Source organism: Flavobacterium sp. N2038 (genome assembly GCF_025947185.1).
Taxonomy (GTDB): domain Bacteria; phylum Bacteroidota; class Bacteroidia; order Flavobacteriales; family Flavobacteriaceae; genus Flavobacterium.
Map to the genome: position 1 here is coordinate 83,360 of NZ_CP110001.1, position 24,656 is coordinate 108,015.

The window sequence follows — 24,656 nt, forward strand, 5'->3', positions numbered from 1 at the left end:
AAATTATTTTTAAAATAATTTAGATAATGTTTTTAAACTCAATAATATAATTAGAATACCAACCGCAATCATCATTGGTTTTCTTTTGATTTTATTTACTAAATATGCTGCTAATGGTGCTGAAATCACTCCTCCTAAAATCAGTCCGATAATCACTTGCCAGCCATGAATTCCGCCAAAAAGCATAAATGTTATACCACTCGCAAATGAAATTGCAAACTCAGCTGCATTTACTGAACCAATAGTATATCTTGGATTTCTCCCTCTTCCTAATAATGTTGAAGTTACGATTGGCCCCCAGCCTCCGCCTCCAACTGAATCCATAAAACCTCCAAAAAGAGCCAAAGCGCCTAATTTTTTGGTTTTCTTTTTTACAATACTTTTTTTCAGCGCTTTTTTGATAATGATAACTGCTAAAATAATCATGTAAACTGCAATAAATGGCTTGATAACATCTCCATTTATAACATCTGATAATAAATAAGCCCCTATAATAGAACCTAAAACACCCGGAATCAATAAATGTTTTACCAGTTTTTTATTGATATTTCCAAATCGGTGATGTGATAGTGCCGACGCCCCCGTTGTAAACATTTCAGATACGTGAACCGCAGTACTACTTACAACCGGCGGAACTCCATAAGCCAATAAAAATGAGGTTGAAGTAGCTCCGTAACCCATTCCTAATGTCCCGTCAACTAATTGAGCAAAAACTCCAATGGCAAAAAAGATTAAAAACTCCTGATTAAATCCCGCTATAAAGCTTTCTATAGAAAACTCTGTATAATGATTGTAAATCAATGTTGATAATAAACCTACTAATAAAACAACAGGAATTACAACCCAAAGTTTTTCTTTTATTGACGTGTCTGACTTAAAGCCTGCACTATTTATTTTCAGTTCTTTCTCCATACCAGCGATTGAATTTGTTTTCAAACCCATTACCCTATCGGGTTAATAGATTACTTTGCAAAAATACTACTTATTTGTAATAATCAAAACAATATTTCGATTTTTTTAAAGCACTAATTACTCCCATATTACATTCTAAAAGAGATATTTAAAACCTGGAGGAATTAATTTCACAAATAATACAGTTTTACCGGATATTTAAACAATATAAATTCTTAAAATGCTTGCGTATTAAATAGAAATTTTAATCTCTACAACATCTATAGGATAATTATAAAAATGTCGTATTTTAGCGCCAAACTTTTTTTATGGATTTTCAGATTGGTCTTGTCATTGCGGGTTTAGTCGTTGGATTTATTGTTGGATTAACTGGTGTTGGAGGTGGTTCTTTAATGACTCCCATTTTATTATACTTTGGCATTCCACCAACTAAAGCCGTTGGAACCGATTTACTTTATGCGGCTTTTACAAAAGCCGGAGGCGTATTCGTTCACAACAAAAAGGGCAATATCAACTGGAAAATTACTGGTTGGCTTACTTTAGGCAGTGTTCCTGCAGCACTAGCTACTTTGTGGATACTAAACAGTATTAAAACCGATATTGAAACTATCAATCGCGTAATTAAGTATAGTTTAGGTTGGGCGTTATTATTTACTTCAATTGCTATTATATTCAAAAAGAAGCTCTTAAATTTCTCTCAAAAACATGCGGGAGACAAATTCCACAGTGAAAGTACCACTCAAAACATGCTGACGATTGGAATTGGAATTCTATTGGGCGCAACTGTAACCTTAACTTCTATTGGAGCCGGAGCATTGGGAACTGTAACCTTATTTTTCCTTTATCCGCTTTTACCTACACCTCGTTTGGTAGGAACAGAAATCGCTCATGCAGTACCTTTAACACTTGTTGCAGGCCTTGGTCATGCTTCTATGGGAAATTTAGATTTAGCTTTATTAGGGCAGTTATTACTAGGATCACTTCCCGGAATATATTTAGGAAGTAGTTTAAGCGGAAAAGTTCCTGATTCATTTCTTAGAAATTCGATCGCTGTAATGCTTTTTATGGCCGGATATAAACTTATCTTTTGAGAATATTACAATAAAAAATGACCATTTCAGAAATGTGAAATGGTCATTTTTTATTTTTAAAGTAAATCATTAAAATGCAATATCTGCCAACGAATTACTTTCTAATATTTTAAGTGTATTATCTCTAACTTCTGTCATTAAACGTCTTGCCGCACAGGTTGATTCATCATCACAGTCATCACATCTTTCGTAGAAATTATGACTTGCACAAGGAAGTAAAGCAATTGGCCCTTCAAGAATACGATAGACTTTTGCCATACTGATATCCTTAGGATCTTTGATCAGATAATACCCTCCGCCTTTGCCTTTTTTGGCACCAAGAAAACCAGAATTCCTAAGAAGCAACAGAATACTTTCTAAAAACTTAATCGAAATGTGTTCGCTCTTTGCAATTTCAGCTATTTGTACAGGTTCGTTATTTTCACGTCTGGCTAGGTAAGTTAGAGCTTTAATTCCGTATTTTGTTTTCTTTGAAAGCATTTTTATATTTTAGATTGTCGACTGCAACTTCTTTGCTGCGCGCATTAAAAAACAGTCTCCTTATTTTTCTGCAACAAAAATAAACTTTTTAAATGAGATAATAACAGATTGGAAGTTTATATTCTACTAATTTAGTATAGTTTAACTAATTTCCCTCCTTTATTCCTATCAAATTGAATTCATGAAAAGTTTTCACTTCTTCTGCCAAAGCTTTTTTATTTACTACATAGGTATCAGAAATAGAATCATGCCATCCTCTTGAACCTCCCAAATAAGTTAAAGCATCAAACGGAATACAACGGCATAGACTTCTTTTAATTATAGTTCCAAAATCCGGTTTTTCTCCATTTTCATCTACAACAGCACTTCCGGTCACAAATTTCCCGAGTGTTCTTCCAAAAAACCCTTCCATTAAAATGTAATAAATTAAAGTTAGGATAATCGCGATAACATTCCATCCAAAATCTCCTAAGCCATCAATCCATATTGATAAAAAATTCATATCAAATAATGCCGTAAGGATTCCGACACAAACTCCAAACCCGATTAGGAGAACCATAATAGCTATCAGATCAATAATATAATTTAGAAAACGTGCCCCAACAGACACCATTAATTTGTCATCTAAGACATAAGTAGAATTGCTCATTTGTGGTTAAATTTATTTGTTTTGATTAGTAAATTTTGTCTTTATTAACAGCAAAAATATATTTTTTACTGAAATAACCACTAAAAGAATTGGCAATTTTTAACACTAATTCATTTACAGCAAAAAAAAGTTACTTTATGAATGTCAGCATAATGTCATCACAAATTAATTGAGCATTATTATTTTCCAAATACAATTGATGTTTTTGGTTATCGAAACTTTTATAGGAAACATTTAAATTCAAAAACCATTCGGGATTGGGTTTATTTAAATCTTTCTCCCCAAAATATAATTTGACACTACATTCTGGCAATTCATTTTCATATCTTAATCTGGTTGATGAAACTGCAAACAAGCAATCTGTTTTTAAACCTTTTAAAGCTGCTTTCCATGCAATTGTTCCGCCAATACTAAATCCCAGAATTGTTACCCTTTTTGTTTCTAATCGAAGTAAACGCTCTACCGCTCTATCCATACCTCCATTTAAAAATTGATTATGAATATCGGTCTCATCATGTGAAGAATTTATATTAGCTAATTTTAAAACATCATAATATTGAACATCAAATTTGGAATTTAATATCTCAACATAACATTTAATCCATTCGGGATTACCTCCAAATAAGTCCGACAATAACAGTAATCTTGGTTTTACCATATTCTACAAAAAACTAAAATGTATTAAAAAAGCTATATTAAAAATACAAAAAAGGGCTATTAAAAAAATAGCCCTTAAATTTATTATATTTTATGTTTAATCAAGCGCCTGCTTCAAATCTGCAATAACATCTTCAACAGTTTCTAAACCAACAGAAACACGAACTAAACCTTGTGTGATTCCAACCGCTAATTGATCTTCCTCAGATAATTTACTGTGCGTTGTTGATGCCGGATGTGTAACAATCGATCTTGTATCTCCAATATTTGCTGATAACGAACAAAGTTTTATCGCGTTTAAGAATTTTCGTCCTGCTTCGATTCCACCTTTAATTTCAAATGCGATGATGTTTCCACCCGCTTTCATTTGTTTTTTTGCAATCTCATATTGTGGATGCGATTTCAGAAACGGATATTTTACACTGTTTACATTTGGATGGCTTTCTAAAAACTCAGCCACTTTTAAGGCATTTTCACAATGTCTGTCCACACGAACTGCCAATGTTTCTAAACTTTTAGATAAAACCCAGGCATTAAACGGTGATAAAGCCGGACCAGTATTTCTTGAAAACAGATAAATCTGTCTGATTAAATCAGCGTTTCCAACTGTAATTCCACCTAAAACTCGTCCTTGTCCGTCGATTAATTTAGTTGCAGAATGTATTACCAAATGTGCGCCAAATTTAATTGGCTGCTGTAAATATGGCGTCGCAAAACAGTTGTCGATTATTAAAATCAGATTGTGTTTTTTGGCAATATTACCCAACAATTCCAAATCGATTACATCAACTCCTGGATTTGTCGGAGACTCAGCGTATAATATTTTGGTGTTTGGCTTGATAAAACTTTCAATAGTTTCTGGCTTATTAATCTCAAAATAAGAAGTTTCGATGTTCCATTTTGGAAAATAAGTCATAAACAAAGCATGAGTAGAACCAAAAACACTACTAGCAGAAACAATATGGTCTCCAGAATTTAATAACGCAGCAAACGTAGAATATACTGCAGCCATTCCTGTTGCAAAAGCATATCCAGATTCAGCACCCTCCATTTTGCAAATTTTCTCTACAAATTCAGTTGTGTTTGGATTGCTGAAACGGCTGTAAATATTCCTTTCTTTTTCTTCTGTAAAAGAAGCTCTCATATCTTCGGCATCTTCAAATACAAAGCTTGACGATAAGTATAATGGCACCGAATGCTCTAAATACTGAGATCTTTCTAATTGTGTTCTGATGGCTTGTGTTTCAAAACCAAATTCTTCTGTACTCATTGTGTTGTTTTGTTTTTTTTGTTTGCTTCGCCAATTCGGCTAAAGCCTCGTGTCAGGTTTCAAGTTTCAAGTTGTTACCGAACTTAAAATTCAAACCATTTAGAGAAATTATCTAATTCTCAAATTGACTAATTTTCTAATTCTATAATTGTTCGTTGTTCAGGACAACCTTGTATTTAATAGTTGCTGTTGGTTCGATTGTCTTAGAAACTGAGCAGTATTTCTCGAAAGAAAGCTGTGCTGCTTTTTTAGCTTTTTCAGGATTGATATCCCCTTCTAAATGAAAAATGACATTAATTTCTTTAAAAGGTTTTGCTTCTCCAACCTGCACACGCTCTCCTTCGACCTCAGCATTAAAAGAAGTGATTTCCTGACGCTGCTTTTTTAAAATCGAAATCATATCAATAGCACTGCATCCCGCAACTCCCATCAATACTAATTCCATTGGACTTGCACCTAAATCGCTTCCGCCAAATTCGGCTCTGCTGTCCACATCAACTACATGACCACGTTCATTTTTGAGTTTAAAATGAAACGCGTCGTTTACTCTGTTTAAGGTTACTTTCATTGTGTTGTTATTTTTTTGTTTTGTTTTTCCTGTGTGGTTTTCACAATCTTGTCATTTCGACTGAAAGGAGAAATCACACTCGGGATTCGACAAAGATTGGCGATTTTGATTACGGAGTTTCGTGTGAGATTTGCTTCGCCTATTCGCTATCGCTCGAGTCTCGTTCCTCGAAATAACAAACTAGACTCAATCTAAAATCTGCAATCTATAATCTAAAATCAAATTATCCTTTATCAGACAATCTCAAAATATCTCCAAAAACTCCTCTCGCTGTTACCGCAGAACCTGCACCGGCTCCCTGAATAACGATTGGACGATCTCCGTATGATTCGGTGTAAATTTCAAAGAAAGAATCAGAACCTTTTAATCCGCCTAAAGCCGTATCTGATGGTACTGAAACTAATTTTACTTCCAGGTTTCCTTTGTCATTTTGTAAATCACCAGACAATTCACCAATGTATCTTAATACATGATTTGGCTGTTGATCTGCTTTTATTTTAGCATAAATTGGGTCAAACTCTTTTAATTTTGTTAAGAAATCAGCAGCGCTTCCTTCACGTAAATGTTCTGGAATTAAGTTTTGAATTGAGATTTCTTCAAACTCATTTTGCAAATCTAATTCTCTTGCCAAAATCAATAATTTTCTTCCTACATCATTTCCGCATAAATCCTCACGAGGATCTGGTTCTGTATATCCGTTATCGATCGCTTCCTGCAGAATTTCGCTAAACGGAGCGTCTTTTGCAGAGAAATTATTGAATAAGTAACTCAATGTTCCAGAGAAAACTCCTTTAATCTTAGTGATGTTTTCACCTGAAAGATGCAGTAACTTTATCGTATCAATTAATGGCAACCCTGCACCAACATTGGTTTCGTACAAATAATTTTTCTGGTTTTCTGCTAAAGCTTTTCTCAATTCTTTATAAAAACCATACGTCAATGTATTGGCTACTTTATTTGAAGAAATTAAGTCGAAACTGCTTTCTACAAGCGGAATATAGTTTTCTACGAAAGTTGCACTTGCTGTATTATCAATCGCAATTAAGTTTTCTAAATGATATTCATTTGCATAAGCAATAATATCTTGTATTGTGTAAGCTTCACCCTTTGCTGCAATATCATTTTTCCAGCTTGAAGTTACGCCATTTTTATTTAAAAGCAATTTTTTAGAATTTGCAATTGCAAATACATTCAGCTTAACATCTTTACGCTTTTCGATCGCTGCAGCCGATTCTAAAATCTGATTGATTAAAGTTCCGCCAACTAATCCGTGACCAAAAATAGCGATGTTGATTTTTTTAGAAACTCCAAAAATCTCCCCGTGAATTACATTAAGTGCTTTGTTTAATTCTTCTTTTTTGACAACCAAACTCACGTTTTTACCTGTGACAGTGTTGTTGAATAAAATTGGAACTATTTTATTTTTGATTAATGCTGTGTATGGTTTGTGAAAAGTGCTCAAGTCCTGCCCGATAATTGAAATTACCGAAACATTATCTGTTACTGTAATCTGGTTTACATCTTTAGAATAAAAGTCGTTTTCAAACTCTTTTTCTAACTCAACCATTGCAAGTGTAGCTTTATCTTTTGCCACAACCAATCCGATTCCTCTTTCTGAAGAACCTTGTGAAATGATACTTACACTGATATTGTGATCACCCATCACCTTAAAGATTCGGGCATCAACTCCAGATTTCCCTAATAATCCACGACCTTCCAAATTCACCAATGATACATTTTCTAAAACAGAAAGTGTTTTGATTCCTTCTTTTTGAGAATTTGAAGTAATTAATGTCCCGTGATTTTCGTGATTAAACGTATTTAAAATACGAAGCGGAATATTTTTTTCTAATAATGGAATAATGGTTTTGGCATGCAAAATTGTTGCTCCAAAATTTGCTAATTCATTTGCTTCATTAAACGACAAAAATTCGATCTTTTTAGCGTCGGCAACCAAATCTGGATTTGCTGTGTAAATTCCGTCTACGTGTGTAAAGTTTTGCAACTCTTCGGCATCTAGATAATTTGCAATCAACGAAGCCGTATAGTTACTTCCGTTTCTTCCCAAAGTTGTAGTGTCGTTGTTATTGTTTGAACCAATGAAACCTGTAACGATATTTACCGTTTCTCCGTTATGAAGTTTAAAATAATTGATTACGTTTTTCTTAGAAAGCTGCTCTAAAGGCTGAGCATCTCCAAATTTCGAATCGGTTTTAAGTAATTCCCGTGTATCAACAAAGTTTGCAGGAATCCCTTTTTCAACCAAGATCGCAGTCAATAATTTAGCCGAAAGTAATTCACCTTTAGACAAAATCTGATCTTTAATTTTATTGCTGTAATCTCCAATCAGACTCACACCTTCAAAAAGTTTATCCAGAATATTAAATTCTTCAGACAGATCAACCTGAGTAAAATCAGAAATCTGATATGCTTTGAAGCTTTCTAATAATGGTTTATAATTTCCGTTTTTAGCTGCAATTCTCAAGATATCTTCCAATTCGTCTGTAGCATTTCCGCGTGCAGAAACTACTACGGCTATTTGCTCACCTTGATTTATTTTATCTGAAATGATTGAAACTACTTTATTTAACCCTTCTCCGTTTGATAACGATTTACCTCCAAATTTTAATACTTTCATTTTATTTTGCTATTGTTTCTGCCTTAAAAATATCGGCAAGTAAATGATCTAATTGTTTGTACTCGATTAAAAAAGCATCATGCCCGTGAACAGAATCAATCTCGCTGTACGTAACATTTTCTTTAAACTTTTTTAATTCATTATAAGTTTCCAGATTTTCCTTTGGTGTAAAAAACAAATCTGAGTTTATGGCAACGATATGAATCGATGCATTTGATTTAGACAGTAAGGTTTCAAAATCATCACTATTTCTGGTAATATCGATGGTTTTCAGCAATTGATTCATCAATTTATAAGATGACAATTGATACCGTTTCTGCAATTTCCTGCCGTGGTGTGCCAACCAGCTTTCTATATTAAAGATTGAAAGATCAGAATGAACGGTTCTCTTAAATTTTTCTTTGAATGATTCCGGAGAACGATAACACAACATGGCATGAATTCTGGCGTCTTCAACCGGTTTTGAAGAATTGTTCAGGATTTGCTCCTGCAGGTAACAATTGGCAATCATCCAGTCGGTCGATTTCCAGTCGGTTGCAATCGGAATTAAGTGTTCTGTAATGTTTGGCTCTAATGCAAGGATTTCCCATGCAATTCCGCCTCCAACAGAGCCTCCAATTATGGCAAACACCTGCTCAATTTTTAAAGCCTTTAAACCTTTAATAAAAATGCTCGCAATATCTCTTGTTGTAAAGTCCAGATAATTTTCGATTTCAAACGAATCGTTTCCGTTTCCGGGAACATTAAATGCCAAAACGGTATATTTAGTAGTGTCGATCGTTTTTTCATCGCCAATTAAATCATTCCACCAGCCATTTTCTCCGGTAACTTGCGCATTTCCTGTTAAGGCATGATTTACCAAAACGATTGGAGCGGTATGCAAAGGCAAGCCGGAAAGTGTAAAACTTAACGGTAATGATGAATATATCGCACCACTTTCTGTGATGAAATCCTGAATTATAATGGGACTTGGTATATTTTCCAATTTCAAATCTTTTTATTATTGATTTGTATGTGGAAATATTAGAAAGAAAGTCTAGAAGTTGAAACTAGAAAAATTCTTGTTGTTATCTTTCCACGTTTGGGCGTGGTAGAATGCAGCACCTTCTTCGACTTAACGAAGGGTTGCTAAGGATTCATCGGGTCTAATCCCTCGTCCTTTCTTTATAACATTTCAATACGTTTTTGAACTTAAAGGTACAAATTAACTACTAATTTCTTAAACAAACAAATTTTATTGAAACGATTCCTCGATTTCTTAAACATTATTCAATCAAAAACTATTATACGCAAAAATTTACCGAACAATTTGCCCAGTAAAATTATGCAGGTTTCACCCTATTTTATGATACTTTTTAATTTAAATAAAAAGTGTTTCATTCTCTTTTGAATACATCAAAAACAATAAAGAATCAGCTTCTTTTTTCACCTCTTTTTTGTCTGTCTCAGTTATTCCGAATCTAGGATGAACTAATTCATTGGTTGGCGGTGGCGGATTGTTTCTTTTAGCTCTCAAGCTTTTCAATGTCAAAAATGTTTTTGATAAGTAGTTTAATGTGCTCATGATATTTAAGTTTAAGTTAGTTTGCGTTTTATAATCTTTACTTTTTCTTTAATTCTTTGTTATGCCAGATAAATGGAATAAAAAAACCCTTTTGGGTTTTTAATACCAAAAGGGTTTAAGTTTTTTACAACTTATATATACTTTTAGTATCAACAGACGCATACACAAATACGTGCGACGTTAAACATCTTGTTCATCTGTAGGGATTTATTCATCTGTGATTTATTTGCTATTTTAAAAAAATCTTGCATTTATTTTTTCTATTAGTTGGCTTTTTGATTTGATTAAGATCTAAAAGCAATCATTTTATTTAACAATTAAGCGACTGTTTTTAACAGATCTTACTTGCCTTACAAATTTGCGATTTTTTTTTTTATTTACCAAGTTATAAAAGCTTAATTATTCGAAAAAAACGTTAAAAAACATCTTTTTATCGTTAAAAAACATCTTACAAAATTAACATTTAACAATAAAGAAGTTTTATCTTACAAAAAATTAACTAACTTTTCTGTCTCAATCTGTCAAAGAACTATTATTCTATTATTTTAAAACCACTTAAAGCCAAACTGCTTCCTTATTTTTTATTTTCTCTGCTACTTTTAAAATATCAGTGATTATACCTCTGGAAATTGCCTGTTTGCATGGTGAAGCGCTTTTAATTACTATTGGAACCTCAGCATAAGATTGCGTGTAAATTTCGAAAATAGAATCTGAACCTTTTAACTGACCTATCGCAGATGTAACAGGTTCTGATACTAATTTTACTTCGAGTTTATTTTTAGCTACATCAAATTCTCCTATATATCGCAGCACATGATCGTCTGATTGCGCAATTTTTTCAATTTTAAACGATTTGTCAATGGCATCTTTATTAAGGATTCCGTTTTTCTCTAAATGCTCTTCCTTAATAATAGAATTGATTTTTATATCTGAAAGGTCAAAATCCTTCCCAATTTCTCTTGTCAAAATCAGTAGTTTTCTTGCAGTATCATTTCCAGATAAATCTTCTTTAAAGGTCGAACGCATTAATCCTAATAAGCTGGCATCTTTTAATATGGACGAAAAAGAATTATCCTCGTTGGAAAAACGATTAAAAACATAACTCAGATGATCCGAGAAAACGCCTCTGATCTTGGTGATTTTTTCGCCCGAATAATACAAATCTCTTAAAGTTTGTAAAACCGGAAAACCTGTATCTACCGAAGTTTCATACAAAAACTCTTTGTCGTATTTTTTTAGATTTTCTCTTAATTGTTTATACAAATCAATTGGCAATGTATTGGCTTTTTTATTTACCGCTACAATATTGAATCCGTTTTCTATTAAGGTATTATAATGGCCAATCAGTTCATCGCTGGCTGTGGCATCTACTGCAATAAGATTTTCAAATTCATTCTCTTTTGCAAACCCAACAATATCTTCGACCTTAAAAGGAACAGCTAATTCTCTGAAATTAGTTTCCCAGGCATATCCAACACCTTCTTTCTCGAAAAAAGCAACTGTAGAATTGGTAATAATTGGAAAGTGGAAATCGATATTTTTACTCTGAAGAAAAAACTCCTGACTTTCAATAATTTGATTAATTAATGTACTTCCGATATTCCCAATCCCGAAAAGGATAATATTTATTTTAAGCTTTGACATAATTTTAATTTTTTTAAAACATATCTAATTTTATTGAACCATATAAGTGATGTAAGTTCATTTAATATCAATGTTTATAATTTTAGACGCACTGTGTTTTCGAATTAGACGCACTTCAGTGCGCCTCTACTAAGATGAACTTATATTACTTATATGGTAAATTGTTATATGGTGAAAAATCTTTTCATAAAAAATCACCTCTAGCAGAACTCACACTGCTAAAGGCAATTTTTCAAACAAAAAACAAAAAAACCTAATTTTTATTGATGCTATATTGTGACTGCGTGATGTTTTCAAAAACAGTTTGCAGATCAGCAATTAAGTCATCGATGTCCTCAATCCCAACAGAAAGGCGAATCAAATCTTTTGAAACTCCGGTTTCCAGTTGCTCTTCATCAGACAATTGTTGGTGGGTTGTGCTCGCCGGGTGAATAATGAGTGATTTTGTATCACCAATATTGGCTAAGAGTGAGAAAAGTTTTGTTTCGTCTACCACTTTTTTGGCTGCATCAAACCCGCCTTTTAGTCCAAAAGTGATAACGCCACTTTGACCTTCCGGTAAATATTGTTTGGCTAAATCATTGTATTTACTTGATTTTAAACCCGGATAATTTACCCATACCACCTCTTCTCGTTTCTCTAACCATTCAGCCAGAGCCAAAGCATTTTCGCTGTGTTTTTTAATTCGAATGGGAAGTGTTTCTAATCCCTGAATAATCTGAAAGGCATTAAACGGACTCAAAGCAGCACCAAAATCACGCAGACCTTCAATTCGGGCTTTTGCAATAAAGGCCGCATTTCCTAAAGCTTCATGATATACTAATCCGTGGTATCCTGCTGATGGTTCCGTAAACTCAGGAAATTTTCCGTTAGACCAGTCAAAATTTCCGGCATCGATAATAACACCTCCTAATGAAGTTCCGTTTCCGGAGATATATTTAGTTAAGGAATGAATTACAATATCGGCGCCATATTTAATTGGGTTTAATAAATAAGGTGTCGCAACTGTATTATCTACAATAAATGGCACTTTGAATGCTTTGGCTTCTGCCGAAATTCCTTTCAGGTCCAAAACATCTAATTTTGGATTCCCCAATGATTCAACAAAAAATGCTCTTGTGTTTTCTTTAGCCGCCTTAGTAAAATTTTCCGGTTTTGAAGGATCTACAAAAGTGGTCGTAATTCCTAATCTTGGCAAAGTCACTTTTAAAAGGTTATATGTTCCTCCATACAAACTATTAGAAGCTACTATATGATCGCCTGCTTTTAGCAAAGTCAATAATGTTGTAGAAATTGCAGAAGCTCCAGAGGCTGTAACCACTGCTCCTATTCCGCCTTCAAGTGCTGCGAGTCGTTGTTCTAAAATATCGTTTGTTGGATTGTTTAATCTGGTGTAAATAAATCCAGCTTCGGCAAGACCAAATAAATTGGCAGCGTGATCAGAATTATTAAAGACATAAGATGATGTCTGATAAATTGGCACTGCTCTTGTTCCTGCATTTTTGGTAACGTCGTGTCCTGCGTGTAGTGCGTTTGTTGCAAATTTTTGTGTACTCATGATTTCTTAGTTTTTAGATATTGTTAATACTATATATTGTTATTGTAATTGTAATTGATATTGTTATTGTTATTGATTTTTGAAATTGTCACAGAGATCGATTTAAACAAAAAGATCTTCTTCTTCATGATCGTACATTTGAAAAAGAAGTGAACTTGATTCATTTGAATAAATTTCTCCTTTTAAAAGATTCGTTTTTTGTGTATAATTTTCGTCTGTTTCTATGTTTTCAGGAAAAACACTTTCTTCGATTTTATATATTGATTTCATGGTTTTAATTTTAAATAAATGAATAAAAAAAGCCCTTTCGGATGGCAACCAAAAGGGCTTATAGTTTAACTATAACAAAGATTTTATCTTTCACTTTTGGCAACAGCAGGTCGGGACACACATTGGCATCATTCTACAACACATCATATTTCTTCCTGCTATTGTTTTCATTTTAATTAAAATTTAATCTCATTTTTAAATTCGACTAATTCGATAGAGTAAATGTAGTAAGTATTTATTTAACTGCCAAACAAAATTTTAATATTTAACAATAAAATTTTTATAGGTCTGTAAAATAAGATCTTCCTCTTTAAAAAATAGCCCAAAGATTATACGGATTAAACAGATTATTACGGGTTTTCTCTTTTATTTAATTTAATACTGAACCTGTGTATTATAAAAAACCATTTACATGGGTTGAAAAATTTTAGGCACTCCCGATAGCTATCGGGAGCGGCCTGTTTTTTCAATTACATTGATTCAAAAATCAGCATTAATCTGTTTAATCCGTATAATCTTTGAGCTACTTATTATTTAGAACTTAAAGCTCAAACGAGCAAAACCAAATCTTCCGTTCAATCCAAATTGAGATACTGCTCTCGAATATGCAAACTGGTTTGCATTACTCAAGTCTGTACTTGGTGCCGGAGATAATGTTGGCGTTGTATTGGTAAATGCCGGAGTTGCAGGATTGTTTCTGTCCGGATAAACATCACCTATATTATTAAACCCGATTGTAGCTCTAAAATGTTCGTTGATTTGATATCCTAAAGATAAATCTGTTACTAATTTTGCGCTGTATTCCGGATGTTCGTACACAGATGAAAATCCGTCCAGGTTTACATCTGTTGCTCCGGGATCTGTCACTTTACCAAAATAACTGTTTCTCAAATAAATATCCAGTTTCTTGATGCTAAAAGTGGTCATTAAATTTGCTTTTAATTTCGGAATTGCTTCTTCTAAATACACTCTGCTTGACTCTGGGAAAAACGAATATTTATATGGCTCTCCACCTGCGTCAATAATAGATTGCGGAACATTTAAATCTCCCACTCTTTTAGTTTCGTTATAACTTAAAGCAAAATCATTTCTGATTATAAAATCGGGAATAACATCATATTTTTGAGAAATTACCAAATCAATCCCTTTTGTTTCAGAGTTGATTCCGTTGGTCCAGAAAGATGCTCTTTCGACTCCTTTTGTATCAAATGCCTGTTGAAATAAAGTTAATGCTTCAGCTTGTTCAGGAGTTGTAGCTGCAGCAATCTGTGCATCTGTTGGTCTTGAATACTGACCTGTTAAAACGATTCTGTCGTCGATTCTTGTAAAATAAGCATCTGTTGCAATTGTTATGTTTGCCTCCGGAATTTTAAATGTAAATCCTGTACTGATACTTTTTGATTTTTCTGGTTTCAAGTTTTCTACTCCAATACTTTTTGCTGCTTCAGAATCATTTGTAAAATAACCTACCTGATATGGCGCACCGTTTATGAATTGTGTCGAGCTTGATTCAAAATATTTTTGCTGTAATGAAGGCGCCCTAAAACCTGTTTGTCCTGAAATTCTCCAGTTAATATTGTCGTTTAATTTTAAAAGAGAAGCTAATTTAAAGATTACTGTACTTCCAAAATCAGAATAGTTTTCATAACGTAATGCTCCGTTTACAAGCCATTTTTCGGTTGCATTTAATTCCAGATCAACATAAGCCGCACCACTTTTTCTATCTTTCTCTTTAGCATCTGAAGGCTGAAATCCTGAAAATCCCTGCGCTCCTGCTCCACGTTTGTTTCCAAAAAAGTCAGTAACGATTAAAGGAGAATTACTTGGCAAAATTCCCGAAACAAAATCTCCGTTTACATCATACAATCCGTAAGAGGCTTCTTCTCCAGCTTTAATCTGGTAATTTTCATATCTGAATTCACCTCCAAAAGCAACATTCAGACCAGCAAGAACATCATATTTTTTACTAAAATCTAAATTGGTTGTACTTTGTAGAAATGAAACTTTTCCGGCATCAAAACTAAAAGGAGAGTTGGTTCCTAAAGTTGCATTAATAGTATTGTTTACATCATACTTAAAAGAATTTGTCCCGAGGTTTGTACTCAAATCGGTATCAAATCCAAACAATTCTGTATTAACACCTACGGCAGCAGAAGCATCTAAGATGTCTGATTCAATTTCTGGTAAAAATCCGTTTTCATAAACCTGAGTAAAAGTTCCTGAACCATTTGGCAGCCTGTTAAAAGCATATGATTTACCATTTCTATAAGATACTCCACCAAAAGAATATAAAGATGTTGTTTCTGTTAATGGATATTTTGCATTATAATAGGCTTGTCCTGAGGCTAGTTCTGACTGTCCTACACTCATATTATAATCACTTCTTTCCTGCCCTCTGTAAGCAAGTTCATTATTAGTTACATCAAAATTCAATGCGGTTTGCATTTGTGTAAGTGTTGTAGCTCCGGCGATAGCGGTTTGTTGTGCCGCAGTAAAATAACTTACCTGAGGCGCATATTGCTTTAATGAAGTTAGAATTTGTGCCGAATTTGGTGTTGTATTAATATTACTAAACAAGGAGTTTATTTCAACACCATTTTGTGCAGCTCTGTTCTCGACAGCATTATAGGCATTAAAAATCGCATTGCTTCTAATTCCTGCTCTGCTGGTGGTTTGTCTTGTTACAGCACTACCGGTAACATTTAGGAAACTTCCCGTTTGCCTAATGAAGTTCCGTAATTTAAATCGACTTGTACGGTTTGTCCGTCTGCTCCACCTTCAAAATTATTTGATCCTGAAGATAAATTAGCTCCATATTGGATTCCTCCCGAAATAAAATTAGCATTCTTTTTAAGCACGATATTGATTACTCCCGCAATAGCATCAGAACCGTATTGTGCAGCGGCACCATCTCTTAAAACCTCAATTCTTTCGATGGCAAAAGACGGAATAGCATTTAAATCTGTACCTACAGATCCTCTTCCCGGTGATCCGTTTATATTTACCAAAGAGCTTGTATGTCTTCGTTTACCATTTACCAAAATTAAAACCTGATCGGGTCCCAAACCTCTTAATTGCGCTGGATCGACGTGGTCTGTTGCATCTGCTGTTGATGTTGCATTACTGGTAAACGACGGTGCAACGTAGTTTAAAATTTGTGTTACGCTCGTTTGCGGCGCACCTTTTGTTATTTCGGTTACGTTAAAAACATCAACCGGAACCGGTACATCTGTCTTAACTCTATTTTTACTTCTGGATCCTACAATAGTAACTTCAGATAATTCATTGTTTTTCAAAGTATCCTGCTCTTTTTTATTTTCCTGAGCTTTAATCCCCGAAAATGTCAAAAGACCTAAAATTATTAGTACATTTTTCTTCATTTCTTTAACTGATTAATTAGTGTTTTTGGCTTTAAAAAAAATTATGGTATTCCTGTTTTTGAACAAAAAAAAACCTCTGCAATCTGCAGAGGTTCTATATGAATTTTTGAAAAAAAATTACAATAGTGTCTCTGCGGAGAACTCCGGCATCTTACAAGACATCATATTGCAAATTGTTGTTTTCATTTTTTTTCTATTTTGATGAGGCAAATTTGCGAACTATTTTTCAATCAGCCAAACAAAAACCAAAATAATTTCTATTACCCTATCAATTTAGTATGTTTATGTTAAATTTCTGCCTATAAAAATAAAAAAAGTTGAACTTTAATTTGCAAATCAAAATGGTTTTATACCTTTGCACCCGAATACAGAGGAAAAATTTGAACTGATTGCAACCTCTTCATAATGAAATGATTCGTTGTGAATGCTGAAAGATTCATTTCAGTAGTAAAAAATGCTAAAGCAGAAACTCTTCTTTAGCCCTTTTTAGCAATTATTTTCCTCGCTTAATTTTAAATTTAATCATTATTATGGCTTATTTATTTACGTCAGAATCTGTTAGTGAAGGGCATCCAGACAAAGTTGCAGATCAAATTTCGGATGCATTAATTGATAACTTTCTGGCATTTGATGCTGACTCAAAAGTAGCTTGTGAAACTCTTGTTACAACTGGTCAGGTAATTTTAGCAGGTGAAGTAAAATCAAATACTTATCTTGATGTACAACAAATTGCTCGCGAAGTAATCCGTAAAATTGGATATACTAAAAGTGAGTATATGTTTGAAGCGAATTCTTGTGGAATTTTATCTGCTATTCACGAGCAGTCTGCAGACATTAATCAAGGTGTTGACAGAGCTAAGCCAGAAGAACAAGGTGCTGGTGACCAGGGAATGATGTTTGGTTACGCTACAAACGAAACTGAAAACTACATGCCATTGGCATTAGATTTATCTCATAAATTATTACAAGAGTTAGCTATTTTAAGACGTGAAAACAAAGAAATCACGTATTTGCGTCCAGATGCTAAATCTCAGGTTACTTTAGAATACAGCGATGATAACAAACCAACTCGTATTGATGCGATTGTTATCTCTACTCAACATGATGATTTTGATGAAGAAGCTACAATGTTGGCTAAAATCAAAAAAGATATTATCGAAATTCTTATTCCAAGAATTATCGCTAAAAATCCAACACACGCACATTTATTCAACGATAAAATCAACTACCATATTAACCCAACAGGAAAATTCGTTATTGGAGGACCTCACGGAGATACTGGTTTAACAGGAAGAAAAATCATCGTTGATACTTATGGTGGAAAAGGTGCTCACGGTGGTGGTGCATTCTCTGGAAAAGATCCAAGTAAAGTAGACAGAAGTGCTGCTTATGCTACACGTCATATCGCTAAAAACTTAGTAGCTGCCGGTGTTGCTGACGAAATCTTAGTTCAGGTTTCTTACGCAATTGGAGTTGCTGAGCCAATGGGAATTTTCATTGAACCTTACGGAACTTCTAAAGTAAACTTAACAAACGGTGAAATCGCTAAAAAAGTAGAAGCTATCTTTGATATGCGTCCTTACTTTATCGAGCAACGTCTAAAATTAAGAAATCCTATTTATAGCGAAACTGCTGCTTACGGACACATGGGACGTAAACCAGAAACTGTAACCAAAACTTTCTCTGCTCCGGGTGGAAACGAAAAAACAGTTACTGTTGAATTGTTTACATGGGAAAAACTTGATTTTGTTGACCAGGTAAAAGCTGCTTTTGGATTATAAAATTTAGATCTGTAGACTAACTTAGATCGTTAGACATCTTCGCATTAGCTGAACATAAAAAAGCCGATTTCTAAAATATTAGAAATCGGCTTTTATTTTAGGCTGAAAATCCTTTATTAATAAGTTCCGTTTTGCATTTTAGCCAGAACTTCTTTAATTTCATTTACTGTTTCCTCATCAACATTGCTGTCTAAATATTTTACTGCCAAAGTTTGTATTGCAATCGCTTTTTCTTTCTGACCGTCTTTATAATATAGTTGTGCCAATGTATCTAAATAATAAGGATTGTTTTTGGTTACCACTAAGCTGTATTCAGACCATTTAATAGCATCTTTAATAAAGTTTGCATTTTCAGGTTTTAAAACAACAGTCCATGCTGCCGAATTACACAAATTAGAGTGATATTCTTTAAATGAATTCCATCCGTTATAAGAATAATCAGAATTTGAATCTAAAGCAGAAAACATGGTGTCTAACTTTTCGATTGGACTTACAGAAGCTAAGTTTGCATCAAAGTATATATTGAATTCTTTTAAGAAATCTGCGAATGCTCCTTCTTTATTCTCTGCTCCTTCTAAATAAGAAAAATAATTTCGGTAGGATTCAAAATTACCTTTTCCGGCATCAATTATCTTTTTGTAAACTGAATTTACTTTGTCCTTATTAATATCTCCCGAAATATCATCCTGAGTTACATAAAGATTTTGCTGCATAGCATTAGATACTTCAGATATCACATTTCCTACACTATGTACTTCTCCTTCTTTACCGTTGAATGCAGCACGATTGTTTTCAATTTCTTCTGAATGTTTCAGTAAATAGTCAATCGCAAGAAAATCAGTATCGTTTAAAATTTTGTCTGTATTAAATATTTGCTTTGTAAATCCTTGATTTTGGATTTCTTTCAAAATGGTTTCCACCAGATACATATTTGGTTTTGTATCTTTTTGGTGTGCTTCGATTAACTTTTTCCAGGTTTGCGCCACTTCTTTTTTATCTAAACCTAGTTTAGTTACAACAAATTCCGTTGTATTTGGATCGCTCACAGTATAATCCGGATCATAATCATAATTAGTCTCTAGAACGGAAGCCTTATTAAAAGCTGCAATTAAATCTGCATCTGTTGCTTTTTTATTTTTTAAGGTTTTATCGATTGAAATAAAAGCATCTGTTCTTAAAAGTTTACGGTAAAAATCTCCATAATAACTAAACTCGTACTGTTTATCTTCTATACTTGATTTTGAAACTGCCAATACATCTCCGTTTCCGTTTACAACAAAAGTGCTTGGATCATCCTTAATTTTATTGTTTTTTAGCCATTTTTTATCATCAGCATCCGTCAGGTAAAAATTAAAAACATCATAAAGCGGATTGTATGCATCATACATATTGTATCCTATTTGTGTTTCCTGATCTTTTACGAAAGTATCAAATCCTGCTTTATTTTTACTGTCAACAGCAACTACTAAAAACTTTGTCTTTGCTGTTTTTGTTGCTTCGAGTGCATTTTTCAGGCTCTTTTCGATCTTTAGTTTAAAGTCATATTTAGTATAACTTGAATCAACCGTATAGTCTGCTACTGCAGCGGCACTATCAACTGCAACAGCAGCTGCTCCAAAATCTTCATTTAACAAAGGTGCTTTTCCGGGATAAGTCCAGTTTGAAATGGTCTTATTTTCAAGAGGAAGAACTTTTGAAGCGCTATCCGGCTGAGCATCTTTTTCATTTACAAAAACTAAAGGATTTTTTCCTGAATGTTCAGAAATTTCCAACTTGTTAGTCTTTCTGTCAAAAAAACCGGCAATATTTAAATCTCCCAGAACTTCCATTTCATAACTAATTGTTACCTGAGCAACATCTTTTGGAAGTGCATATTTACATACATTACTCTGTCCTGTATAATCTTCATATACCAAATACAAAAAGTCTGCTTTTTCGATATCAAATTCTAAATCAGTATTTACCCAATTTGGATCTACTTTGCCTCTTATATCAGATACATTCTGATATTGAACTTCTTCTGTTCCTTTTTGTGTACCAACATAAAAGGTATAATAGGAAGGATCTAAGAATTTAATTTTTATGTTTTTTGCTTTTTTATCTGTTGTAAAAGAAAGATTAAAATTATTCTCTGATTTTATTTTCTTAGTAAACAAAAGTGAATCTCCTTTTATCTCATATTCACCAGAATAAAAAACCAATTCATACTTATTATTTTCTGATAAGTTTAGTTTGATTTTTTGACCTTTATTGGTAGATAAGTAAGTTCCCTTTTCTATTCCTTTTGTCTGAGCAAAAGAAGAAAACGTTAAACAGAAAAGCACAGAGAAACTCCAGATAATATTGCGCATAATTAAGTTTTTGGTTGTTAATATTCCAGCGCAAAGATATTCGATTCTTATCGAAAAAACGTATCAAAAACCCGAAAATTGTACTTAAAATACTATAAATTGTATTTCATAGAAAAGATGATATATCGAGGCTGTACGGTATACTGAGACACTCTTGTAGAGAACTGTGAAAAGCTATCGTCGTTGAGATAAGTAGTGTTTAATAAATTGGTTGCTGATACTTTATACTCCCATTTACTGTTTTTCTTTTGATAAATTAAACTGGCGCTCAAAAAATCATATTCATTATCAACCGATTTATTTCCGTTGTAATAATGATAAAATTCGTATTCTGAAACAAAAGAAAAACTGTCCAGAAAGTAATAATCTAATCTCGCAAAAGGTTTATCTGTGTAATAGGTTGAACCACTATATTTATTAATCAAAGCATTGTAACCCAATTCTAAATTGGGGAAGTTTTTATAATTTGTTGCTGCTTTGACGGTATAACTTTGGCTAAAACTTTCAGTCGTTGCTAAAACATTATTCTGAATATTATTAAATTTTGACCAGTTGAAAGTGGCATTTACAGATGCTTTATAATTCTTAAGAAATGAACGTCCATAATTTCCCATTCCGGTAAAAGTTTCATCTGCTAAATTTGAATTATAAGGCATTGAGGATTGATTAATTCCGTCAAAATTGGCTTTTGTTTTAATAGCATCAACTTTTTTGGTGTAAGTTGCGTTGGCAAAAATGTTCTCAAAATTGAACATATTGTATTTAAAATAACGAAGTGAATGCACTTGCGAAGTTGCATTTTCGAGGAAACGATTTCCTCTGAACAAACTACTGTAATCTGACAATACATAACCCGCCGCAAGCTGATTTATATCGGTAAAATCATTTGATAAGGAGAAATTATACGTCAATGTCTCTGATTTTTTAATTTGATATAAGGCAAAGAAATCCGGTAGTACTTTTGTAAAATTTTGAGAATAATTGGTTCCCAGCTGCGTATTTGTCATTGTGTACGAATGCAGACTTATTCCCGGTGTCAAAGTAAATTTTCCTGTCAGGATTTTGTAATGAAACCCAAGAAAAGCATCATTAAAATTATAATTTACCTGATTATTATTTTCCGGAGTATTTAAATCATTTCTATCTCCATTATCCAACATTTGAAAAATATGCGAATTAAAATCCTGATACGAATAGGTATTCCCTAAAGTAATATTGATATTACTTTTTGGCGTTACCATATAATAGTAATCCAGTTTAGCATCTAATTTATTGGTTTTCACAAATCGATCCTGATTCAGATCATTGCGATTCTGTCCTGAAATGTAACCTGATAAATCAAATGGCTGGGTTCTTAAATTAGCATTATAAAACGGATTTTCTTCCTGATACAAATGCTGCATTTCAAAAGCAAAAATATTTTTATCACTTTGCGTATAATACAAACTCAAATTTTGATTTATAGAAGTTGGATCTTGTTTTTTAGTCGTAAAAATAGTCTCGACTGAAGAAACATTATTTACGACTGATTCTCTCAATAAATCTCCGTTCTCATCCTGTTTTGACAATTTGGTCAGGATATCATAATCGAACTGAAATTTGTCGTTTGGTTTATAGGTCGAGCTTAATTTAAAAAGTCCCAGATTATTTTTCTGATGCGTTAACTCATCTCGTTTTTGCTGATCTCCGGAATCTAAAATCGTCGTTTGTGACTTAGTTTCCAAATCTGTTTTTGAAGCAGAGAGAATTCCAAAACCACTAATATTCCATGTTTTTGTAACCGAATAAGCAAAGTTTGTTGCGCCAAATTTTGTCTCGATTTCTTTAGCGCGATTGTTTCTTAAAATTGAGATTCCCAGATCATTTGATGAAACATTAAAATTGCTTCCGCCTTTTTTCATCATGTTTTTAAATCCCCCTGTGAACTTAAAATAATCCTGAGCTGTTAAAGGCAGTTCGCCAATATTATTAAAATTGGTAATCAGATTTATACTGTACTTTGGACTGTAATAAAATAATTTCGGATTAATAATATAACGGCTGTCAAGTTCTCCAACACCAATTCCTGCTGTAATATCTCCAAACCAAAAGTTCTTTTTACCCTCCTTCAGCTTAATATTCATGGCAACATTATCCTGATCGTTTTCAAGACCTTTTAATGCACTGACTTCATTATAGTTTCTAAGAACCTGAACTTTATCAATCGCATCGGCTGGAATATTTTTAACGCCAAGTTTAGTGTCTCCGTCAAAAAAATCTTTTCCCTCCACCATTAATTTACTCACTTTTTTGCCTTCAACTTCAATTTCTCCATCTGCATTTACCTCAACTCCGGGCAGCTTTTTCAAGACATCTTCGAGTTTCTTTTCAGTTCCGGATTTAAAAGAATCTGCATTATAAACAATGGTATCACCTTTTATAGAAACGGGCATTTCGCGAACAATTTCAACACCTTCAAGTTCTATTCCGCTACCATCCATGACAATATTCTGAGCTATATTTTCAGATTTAGTCAAAAGCGTAATTTCTTTCGATTTCATTCCCAGATAACTTACTTTTATCGAATACGAAGTGTTTGGCTTTAGCGTTAACTGAAACTTTCCTTTATCATTGGTAATTCCGTACGAATCCATTGCTTTGGTTCCATTATTTACAGCCATAATATTGGCCATTTCTAACGGATTCTTTTGCTCGTCCTGAATAAATCCATCAAAACGGATACTTTGAGAAAAGCATATAGAAGTAAAAAGAAAGGCAAATACAATAAGTGTCTTATTCATTATCAGAATATTGGAAGTTTGGACCCGAGCGATAGCGAACAGGCGAAGCAATTTGAGATTTAGATTTTTATAAATTTTATCTTCCCATTGGCGGTGGCCCTCCAACACGACCACGATTCATCTCTCTAAATTCTTCCATCTTTTTTATAACGGTATCATCATAATCTTTCTGAGAGATTACTTTTCCTTTTTTAGAGGGTTTTATTTCTGCTTTATCTTTAGCATTCAAAACGATTTTCGAACATAAAATGGTTGTTTTCCCGTCATTGATTTCTAAAATCAATCCAGGTAAACCCCAATAATTTTCCGGCCCCTGATTTACAGGGATTTCCGGTGAGTACCATGCTGTTACCGTAATTTCTTTTGGCATCTCAAAATTATCCTCAAAATTGGTTTTGGTCTCTCCGGAAGTCTTTTTTACTTCCACTTTTTTATCGTCATTATTCTTAGGTCTGAAATTTCTAAAATCGGTCTTGCTGGCTTCTTTTACTGCTGTTGCCTTATAACAATTGTAACCCCCAATTTGTTTGGTTTCAGATTCTAATTTCCAGTTTAATTTTGGCAGAGAATCAACAACCAGAAATTCTTTACCCATAAATTCTTTATCAACCGTGTACGTTTTGCTTTTTACATCTTTGTAAAATGTTCCGCCTCCACCCATAAAAGAATTCATCATAATACGCATTCCGCCTCCTTGTTGTCCCGGAGTTTCGAGCTTTTCTTCCTCTTTATAAATTGATGCTGATTTGTCAAAGTTTAGAATGAATGTTTTTTCTAACATTTTTTTCATGCGCTCTTCCATGTTCTTTTGCATTTCGGGTGTGATATCGCGATTTCCTGGTCGCATTCCATCAAACTTTGGCGCCTGAGTTTTAGACTCATAAACGGCCATTCCCTGAAAATCTTTTTGAGCCTGAACCTGAAAGAAAGCAAGAAGTAAAATTATATAGGATAGTTTTTTCATTTTATCTGGTTTGTTTTAATGAAAAGTTTAGAAAAACTTATTCTTCAAAATTATTATTAATTTTAAGATCCTGAAAGTTAAATATATCAATCCCAAAAT

Annotated in this window: 19 protein-coding genes and 1 riboswitch; of the genes, 2 read left to right on the forward strand and 17 right to left on the reverse strand. The window is 33.4% G+C overall.

The features are described from left to right. Positions 1 to 9 precede the first annotated feature (9 nt). Entirely contained in the window at positions 10 to 942 is a 933-nt protein-coding gene (locus OLM51_RS00300; RefSeq protein ID WP_264552443.1) for a sulfite exporter TauE/SafE family protein, read from the reverse strand. 278 nt (positions 943 to 1,220) lie between these two features. On the opposite strand from OLM51_RS00300, the gene OLM51_RS00305 reads away from it, so the two are divergent. Next, positions 1,221 to 2,003, forward strand: coding sequence for a sulfite exporter TauE/SafE family protein (locus OLM51_RS00305; protein WP_264552444.1), 783 nt, complete (start codon positions 1,221 to 1,223; stop codon positions 2,001 to 2,003). A gap of 69 nt (positions 2,004 to 2,072) precedes the next feature. On the opposite strand, the gene OLM51_RS00310 is transcribed toward OLM51_RS00305, so the two are convergent. The 13 genes from OLM51_RS00310 to OLM51_RS00370 form a co-directional block, all read right to left on the reverse strand. Beyond that, the gene (locus OLM51_RS00310) at positions 2,073 to 2,483 is read right to left on the reverse strand and encodes an RrF2 family transcriptional regulator (protein ID WP_008466594.1); all 411 of its coding nucleotides are present in this window, start codon (positions 2,481 to 2,483) and stop codon (positions 2,073 to 2,075) included. Positions 2,484 to 2,628: 145 nt separating this feature from the next. Further along, a complete protein-coding gene (locus OLM51_RS00315; RefSeq protein WP_264552445.1) occupies positions 2,629 to 3,132 on the reverse strand; it encodes an RDD family protein in 504 nt (167 codons plus the stop codon). Positions 3,133 to 3,262: 130 nt separating this feature from the next. Next, positions 3,263 to 3,790: an alpha/beta hydrolase gene (locus tag OLM51_RS00320; protein WP_264552446.1), complete on the reverse strand. Its 528-nt coding sequence runs from the start codon at positions 3,788 to 3,790 to the stop codon at positions 3,263 to 3,265. A gap of 96 nt (positions 3,791 to 3,886) precedes the next feature. Continuing rightward, on the reverse strand, positions 3,887 to 5,059 hold the full coding sequence (locus tag OLM51_RS00325) for a trans-sulfuration enzyme family protein (RefSeq protein WP_264552447.1): 1,173 nt from the start codon (positions 5,057 to 5,059) through the stop codon (positions 3,887 to 3,889). A 142-nt stretch (positions 5,060 to 5,201) separates the two neighbouring features. After that, the gene (locus OLM51_RS00330) at positions 5,202 to 5,627 is read right to left on the reverse strand and encodes an OsmC family protein (RefSeq protein WP_264552448.1); all 426 of its coding nucleotides are present in this window, start codon (positions 5,625 to 5,627) and stop codon (positions 5,202 to 5,204) included. Positions 5,628 to 5,850: 223 nt separating this feature from the next. Further along, positions 5,851 to 8,265, reverse strand: coding sequence for a bifunctional aspartate kinase/homoserine dehydrogenase I (thrA, locus tag OLM51_RS00335; protein WP_264552449.1), 2,415 nt, complete (start codon positions 8,263 to 8,265; stop codon positions 5,851 to 5,853). Position 8,266: 1 nt separating this feature from the next. Then, the gene (locus tag OLM51_RS00340) at positions 8,267 to 9,250 is read right to left on the reverse strand and encodes an alpha/beta fold hydrolase (RefSeq protein ID WP_264552450.1); all 984 of its coding nucleotides are present in this window, start codon (positions 9,248 to 9,250) and stop codon (positions 8,267 to 8,269) included. Between the two features lie 79 nt (positions 9,251 to 9,329). Then, positions 9,330 to 9,438: riboswitch (SAM riboswitch) on the reverse strand. A 187-nt stretch (positions 9,439 to 9,625) separates the two neighbouring features. Then, the gene (locus OLM51_RS00345) at positions 9,626 to 9,829 is read right to left on the reverse strand and encodes a hypothetical protein (RefSeq protein ID WP_264552451.1); all 204 of its coding nucleotides are present in this window, start codon (positions 9,827 to 9,829) and stop codon (positions 9,626 to 9,628) included. A gap of 555 nt (positions 9,830 to 10,384) precedes the next feature. After that, the gene (locus OLM51_RS00350; RefSeq protein ID WP_264552452.1) at positions 10,385 to 11,473 is read right to left on the reverse strand and encodes an aspartate kinase; all 1,089 of its coding nucleotides are present in this window, start codon (positions 11,471 to 11,473) and stop codon (positions 10,385 to 10,387) included. Between the two features lie 253 nt (positions 11,474 to 11,726). Beyond that, the gene (locus tag OLM51_RS00355; RefSeq protein ID WP_264552453.1) at positions 11,727 to 13,031 is read right to left on the reverse strand and encodes an O-acetylhomoserine aminocarboxypropyltransferase/cysteine synthase family protein; all 1,305 of its coding nucleotides are present in this window, start codon (positions 13,029 to 13,031) and stop codon (positions 11,727 to 11,729) included. A 102-nt stretch (positions 13,032 to 13,133) separates the two neighbouring features. Continuing rightward, complete coding sequence (locus OLM51_RS00360) at positions 13,134 to 13,301, reverse strand: hypothetical protein (protein WP_264552454.1); 168 nt, start codon at positions 13,299 to 13,301, stop codon at positions 13,134 to 13,136. 534 nt (positions 13,302 to 13,835) lie between these two features. Beyond that, positions 13,836 to 15,878 carry a TonB-dependent receptor plug domain-containing protein gene (locus OLM51_RS00365; protein WP_264552455.1) on the reverse strand — a complete coding sequence of 681 codons (2,043 nt, stop codon included), beginning with the start codon at positions 15,876 to 15,878 and terminating at the stop codon, positions 13,836 to 13,838. A 125-nt stretch (positions 15,879 to 16,003) separates the two neighbouring features. Beyond that, positions 16,004 to 16,681 carry a TonB-dependent receptor plug domain-containing protein gene (locus OLM51_RS00370; protein ID WP_264552456.1) on the reverse strand — a complete coding sequence of 226 codons (678 nt, stop codon included), beginning with the start codon at positions 16,679 to 16,681 and terminating at the stop codon, positions 16,004 to 16,006. Between the two features lie 530 nt (positions 16,682 to 17,211). Between OLM51_RS00370 and metK the strand changes: the two genes are divergently transcribed. Next, positions 17,212 to 18,462, forward strand: a complete 1,251-nt coding sequence (gene metK, locus OLM51_RS00375; RefSeq protein WP_264552457.1) for a methionine adenosyltransferase — start codon at positions 17,212 to 17,214, stop codon at positions 18,460 to 18,462. Positions 18,463 to 18,578: 116 nt separating this feature from the next. Here metK and OLM51_RS00380 read toward each other — a convergent pair whose 3' ends face one another. From OLM51_RS00380 to OLM51_RS00390, 3 genes are all read right to left on the reverse strand, one after another. Then, positions 18,579 to 20,813 (reverse strand): CDC27 family protein, encoded by a 2,235-nt coding sequence (locus OLM51_RS00380; RefSeq protein ID WP_264552458.1) that lies wholly within the window; start codon positions 20,811 to 20,813, stop codon positions 18,579 to 18,581. 92 nt (positions 20,814 to 20,905) lie between these two features. Next, on the reverse strand, positions 20,906 to 23,593 hold the full coding sequence (locus tag OLM51_RS00385; RefSeq protein ID WP_264552459.1) for a carboxypeptidase-like regulatory domain-containing protein: 2,688 nt from the start codon (positions 23,591 to 23,593) through the stop codon (positions 20,906 to 20,908). 76 nt (positions 23,594 to 23,669) lie between these two features. Continuing rightward, positions 23,670 to 24,557, reverse strand: a complete 888-nt coding sequence (locus OLM51_RS00390) for a GLPGLI family protein (RefSeq protein ID WP_264552460.1) — start codon at positions 24,555 to 24,557, stop codon at positions 23,670 to 23,672. Positions 24,558 to 24,656: the final 99 nt, after the last annotated feature.

Excerpts from the sequence above, each read along its gene's own strand:
- OLM51_RS00360 (WP_264552454.1), bottom strand. The coding sequence starts at position 13,301 with ATGAAATCAATATATAAAATCGAAGAAAGTGTTTTTCCTGAAAACATA.
- OLM51_RS00305 (WP_264552444.1), top strand. The coding sequence starts at position 1,221 with ATGGATTTTCAGATTGGTCTTGTCATTGCGGGTTTAGTCGTTGGATTT.
- OLM51_RS00345 (WP_264552451.1), bottom strand. The coding sequence starts at position 9,829 with ATGAGCACATTAAACTACTTATCAAAAACATTTTTGACATTGAAAAGC.
- OLM51_RS00310 (WP_008466594.1), bottom strand. The coding sequence starts at position 2,483 with ATGCTTTCAAAGAAAACAAAATACGGAATTAAAGCTCTAACTTACCTA.
- OLM51_RS00370 (WP_264552456.1), bottom strand. The coding sequence starts at position 16,681 with ATGAAGAAAAATGTACTAATAATTTTAGGTCTTTTGACATTTTCGGGG.
- OLM51_RS00385 (WP_264552459.1), bottom strand. The coding sequence starts at position 23,593 with ATGAATAAGACACTTATTGTATTTGCCTTTCTTTTTACTTCTATATGC.
- OLM51_RS00315 (WP_264552445.1), bottom strand. The coding sequence starts at position 3,132 with ATGAGCAATTCTACTTATGTCTTAGATGACAAATTAATGGTGTCTGTT.
- OLM51_RS00350 (WP_264552452.1), bottom strand. The coding sequence starts at position 11,473 with ATGTCAAAGCTTAAAATAAATATTATCCTTTTCGGGATTGGGAATATC.
- OLM51_RS00330 (WP_264552448.1), bottom strand. The coding sequence starts at position 5,627 with ATGAAAGTAACCTTAAACAGAGTAAACGACGCGTTTCATTTTAAACTC.
- OLM51_RS00320 (WP_264552446.1), bottom strand. The coding sequence starts at position 3,790 with ATGGTAAAACCAAGATTACTGTTATTGTCGGACTTATTTGGAGGTAAT.
- thrA (WP_264552449.1), bottom strand. The coding sequence starts at position 8,265 with ATGAAAGTATTAAAATTTGGAGGTAAATCGTTATCAAACGGAGAAGGG.
- OLM51_RS00355 (WP_264552453.1), bottom strand. The coding sequence starts at position 13,031 with ATGAGTACACAAAAATTTGCAACAAACGCACTACACGCAGGACACGAC.
- OLM51_RS00325 (WP_264552447.1), bottom strand. The coding sequence starts at position 5,059 with ATGAGTACAGAAGAATTTGGTTTTGAAACACAAGCCATCAGAACACAA.
- OLM51_RS00300 (WP_264552443.1), bottom strand. The coding sequence starts at position 942 with ATGGGTTTGAAAACAAATTCAATCGCTGGTATGGAGAAAGAACTGAAA.
- metK (WP_264552457.1), top strand. The coding sequence starts at position 17,212 with ATGGCTTATTTATTTACGTCAGAATCTGTTAGTGAAGGGCATCCAGAC.
- OLM51_RS00390 (WP_264552460.1), bottom strand. The coding sequence starts at position 24,557 with ATGAAAAAACTATCCTATATAATTTTACTTCTTGCTTTCTTTCAGGTT.
- OLM51_RS00380 (WP_264552458.1), bottom strand. The coding sequence starts at position 20,813 with ATGCGCAATATTATCTGGAGTTTCTCTGTGCTTTTCTGTTTAACGTTT.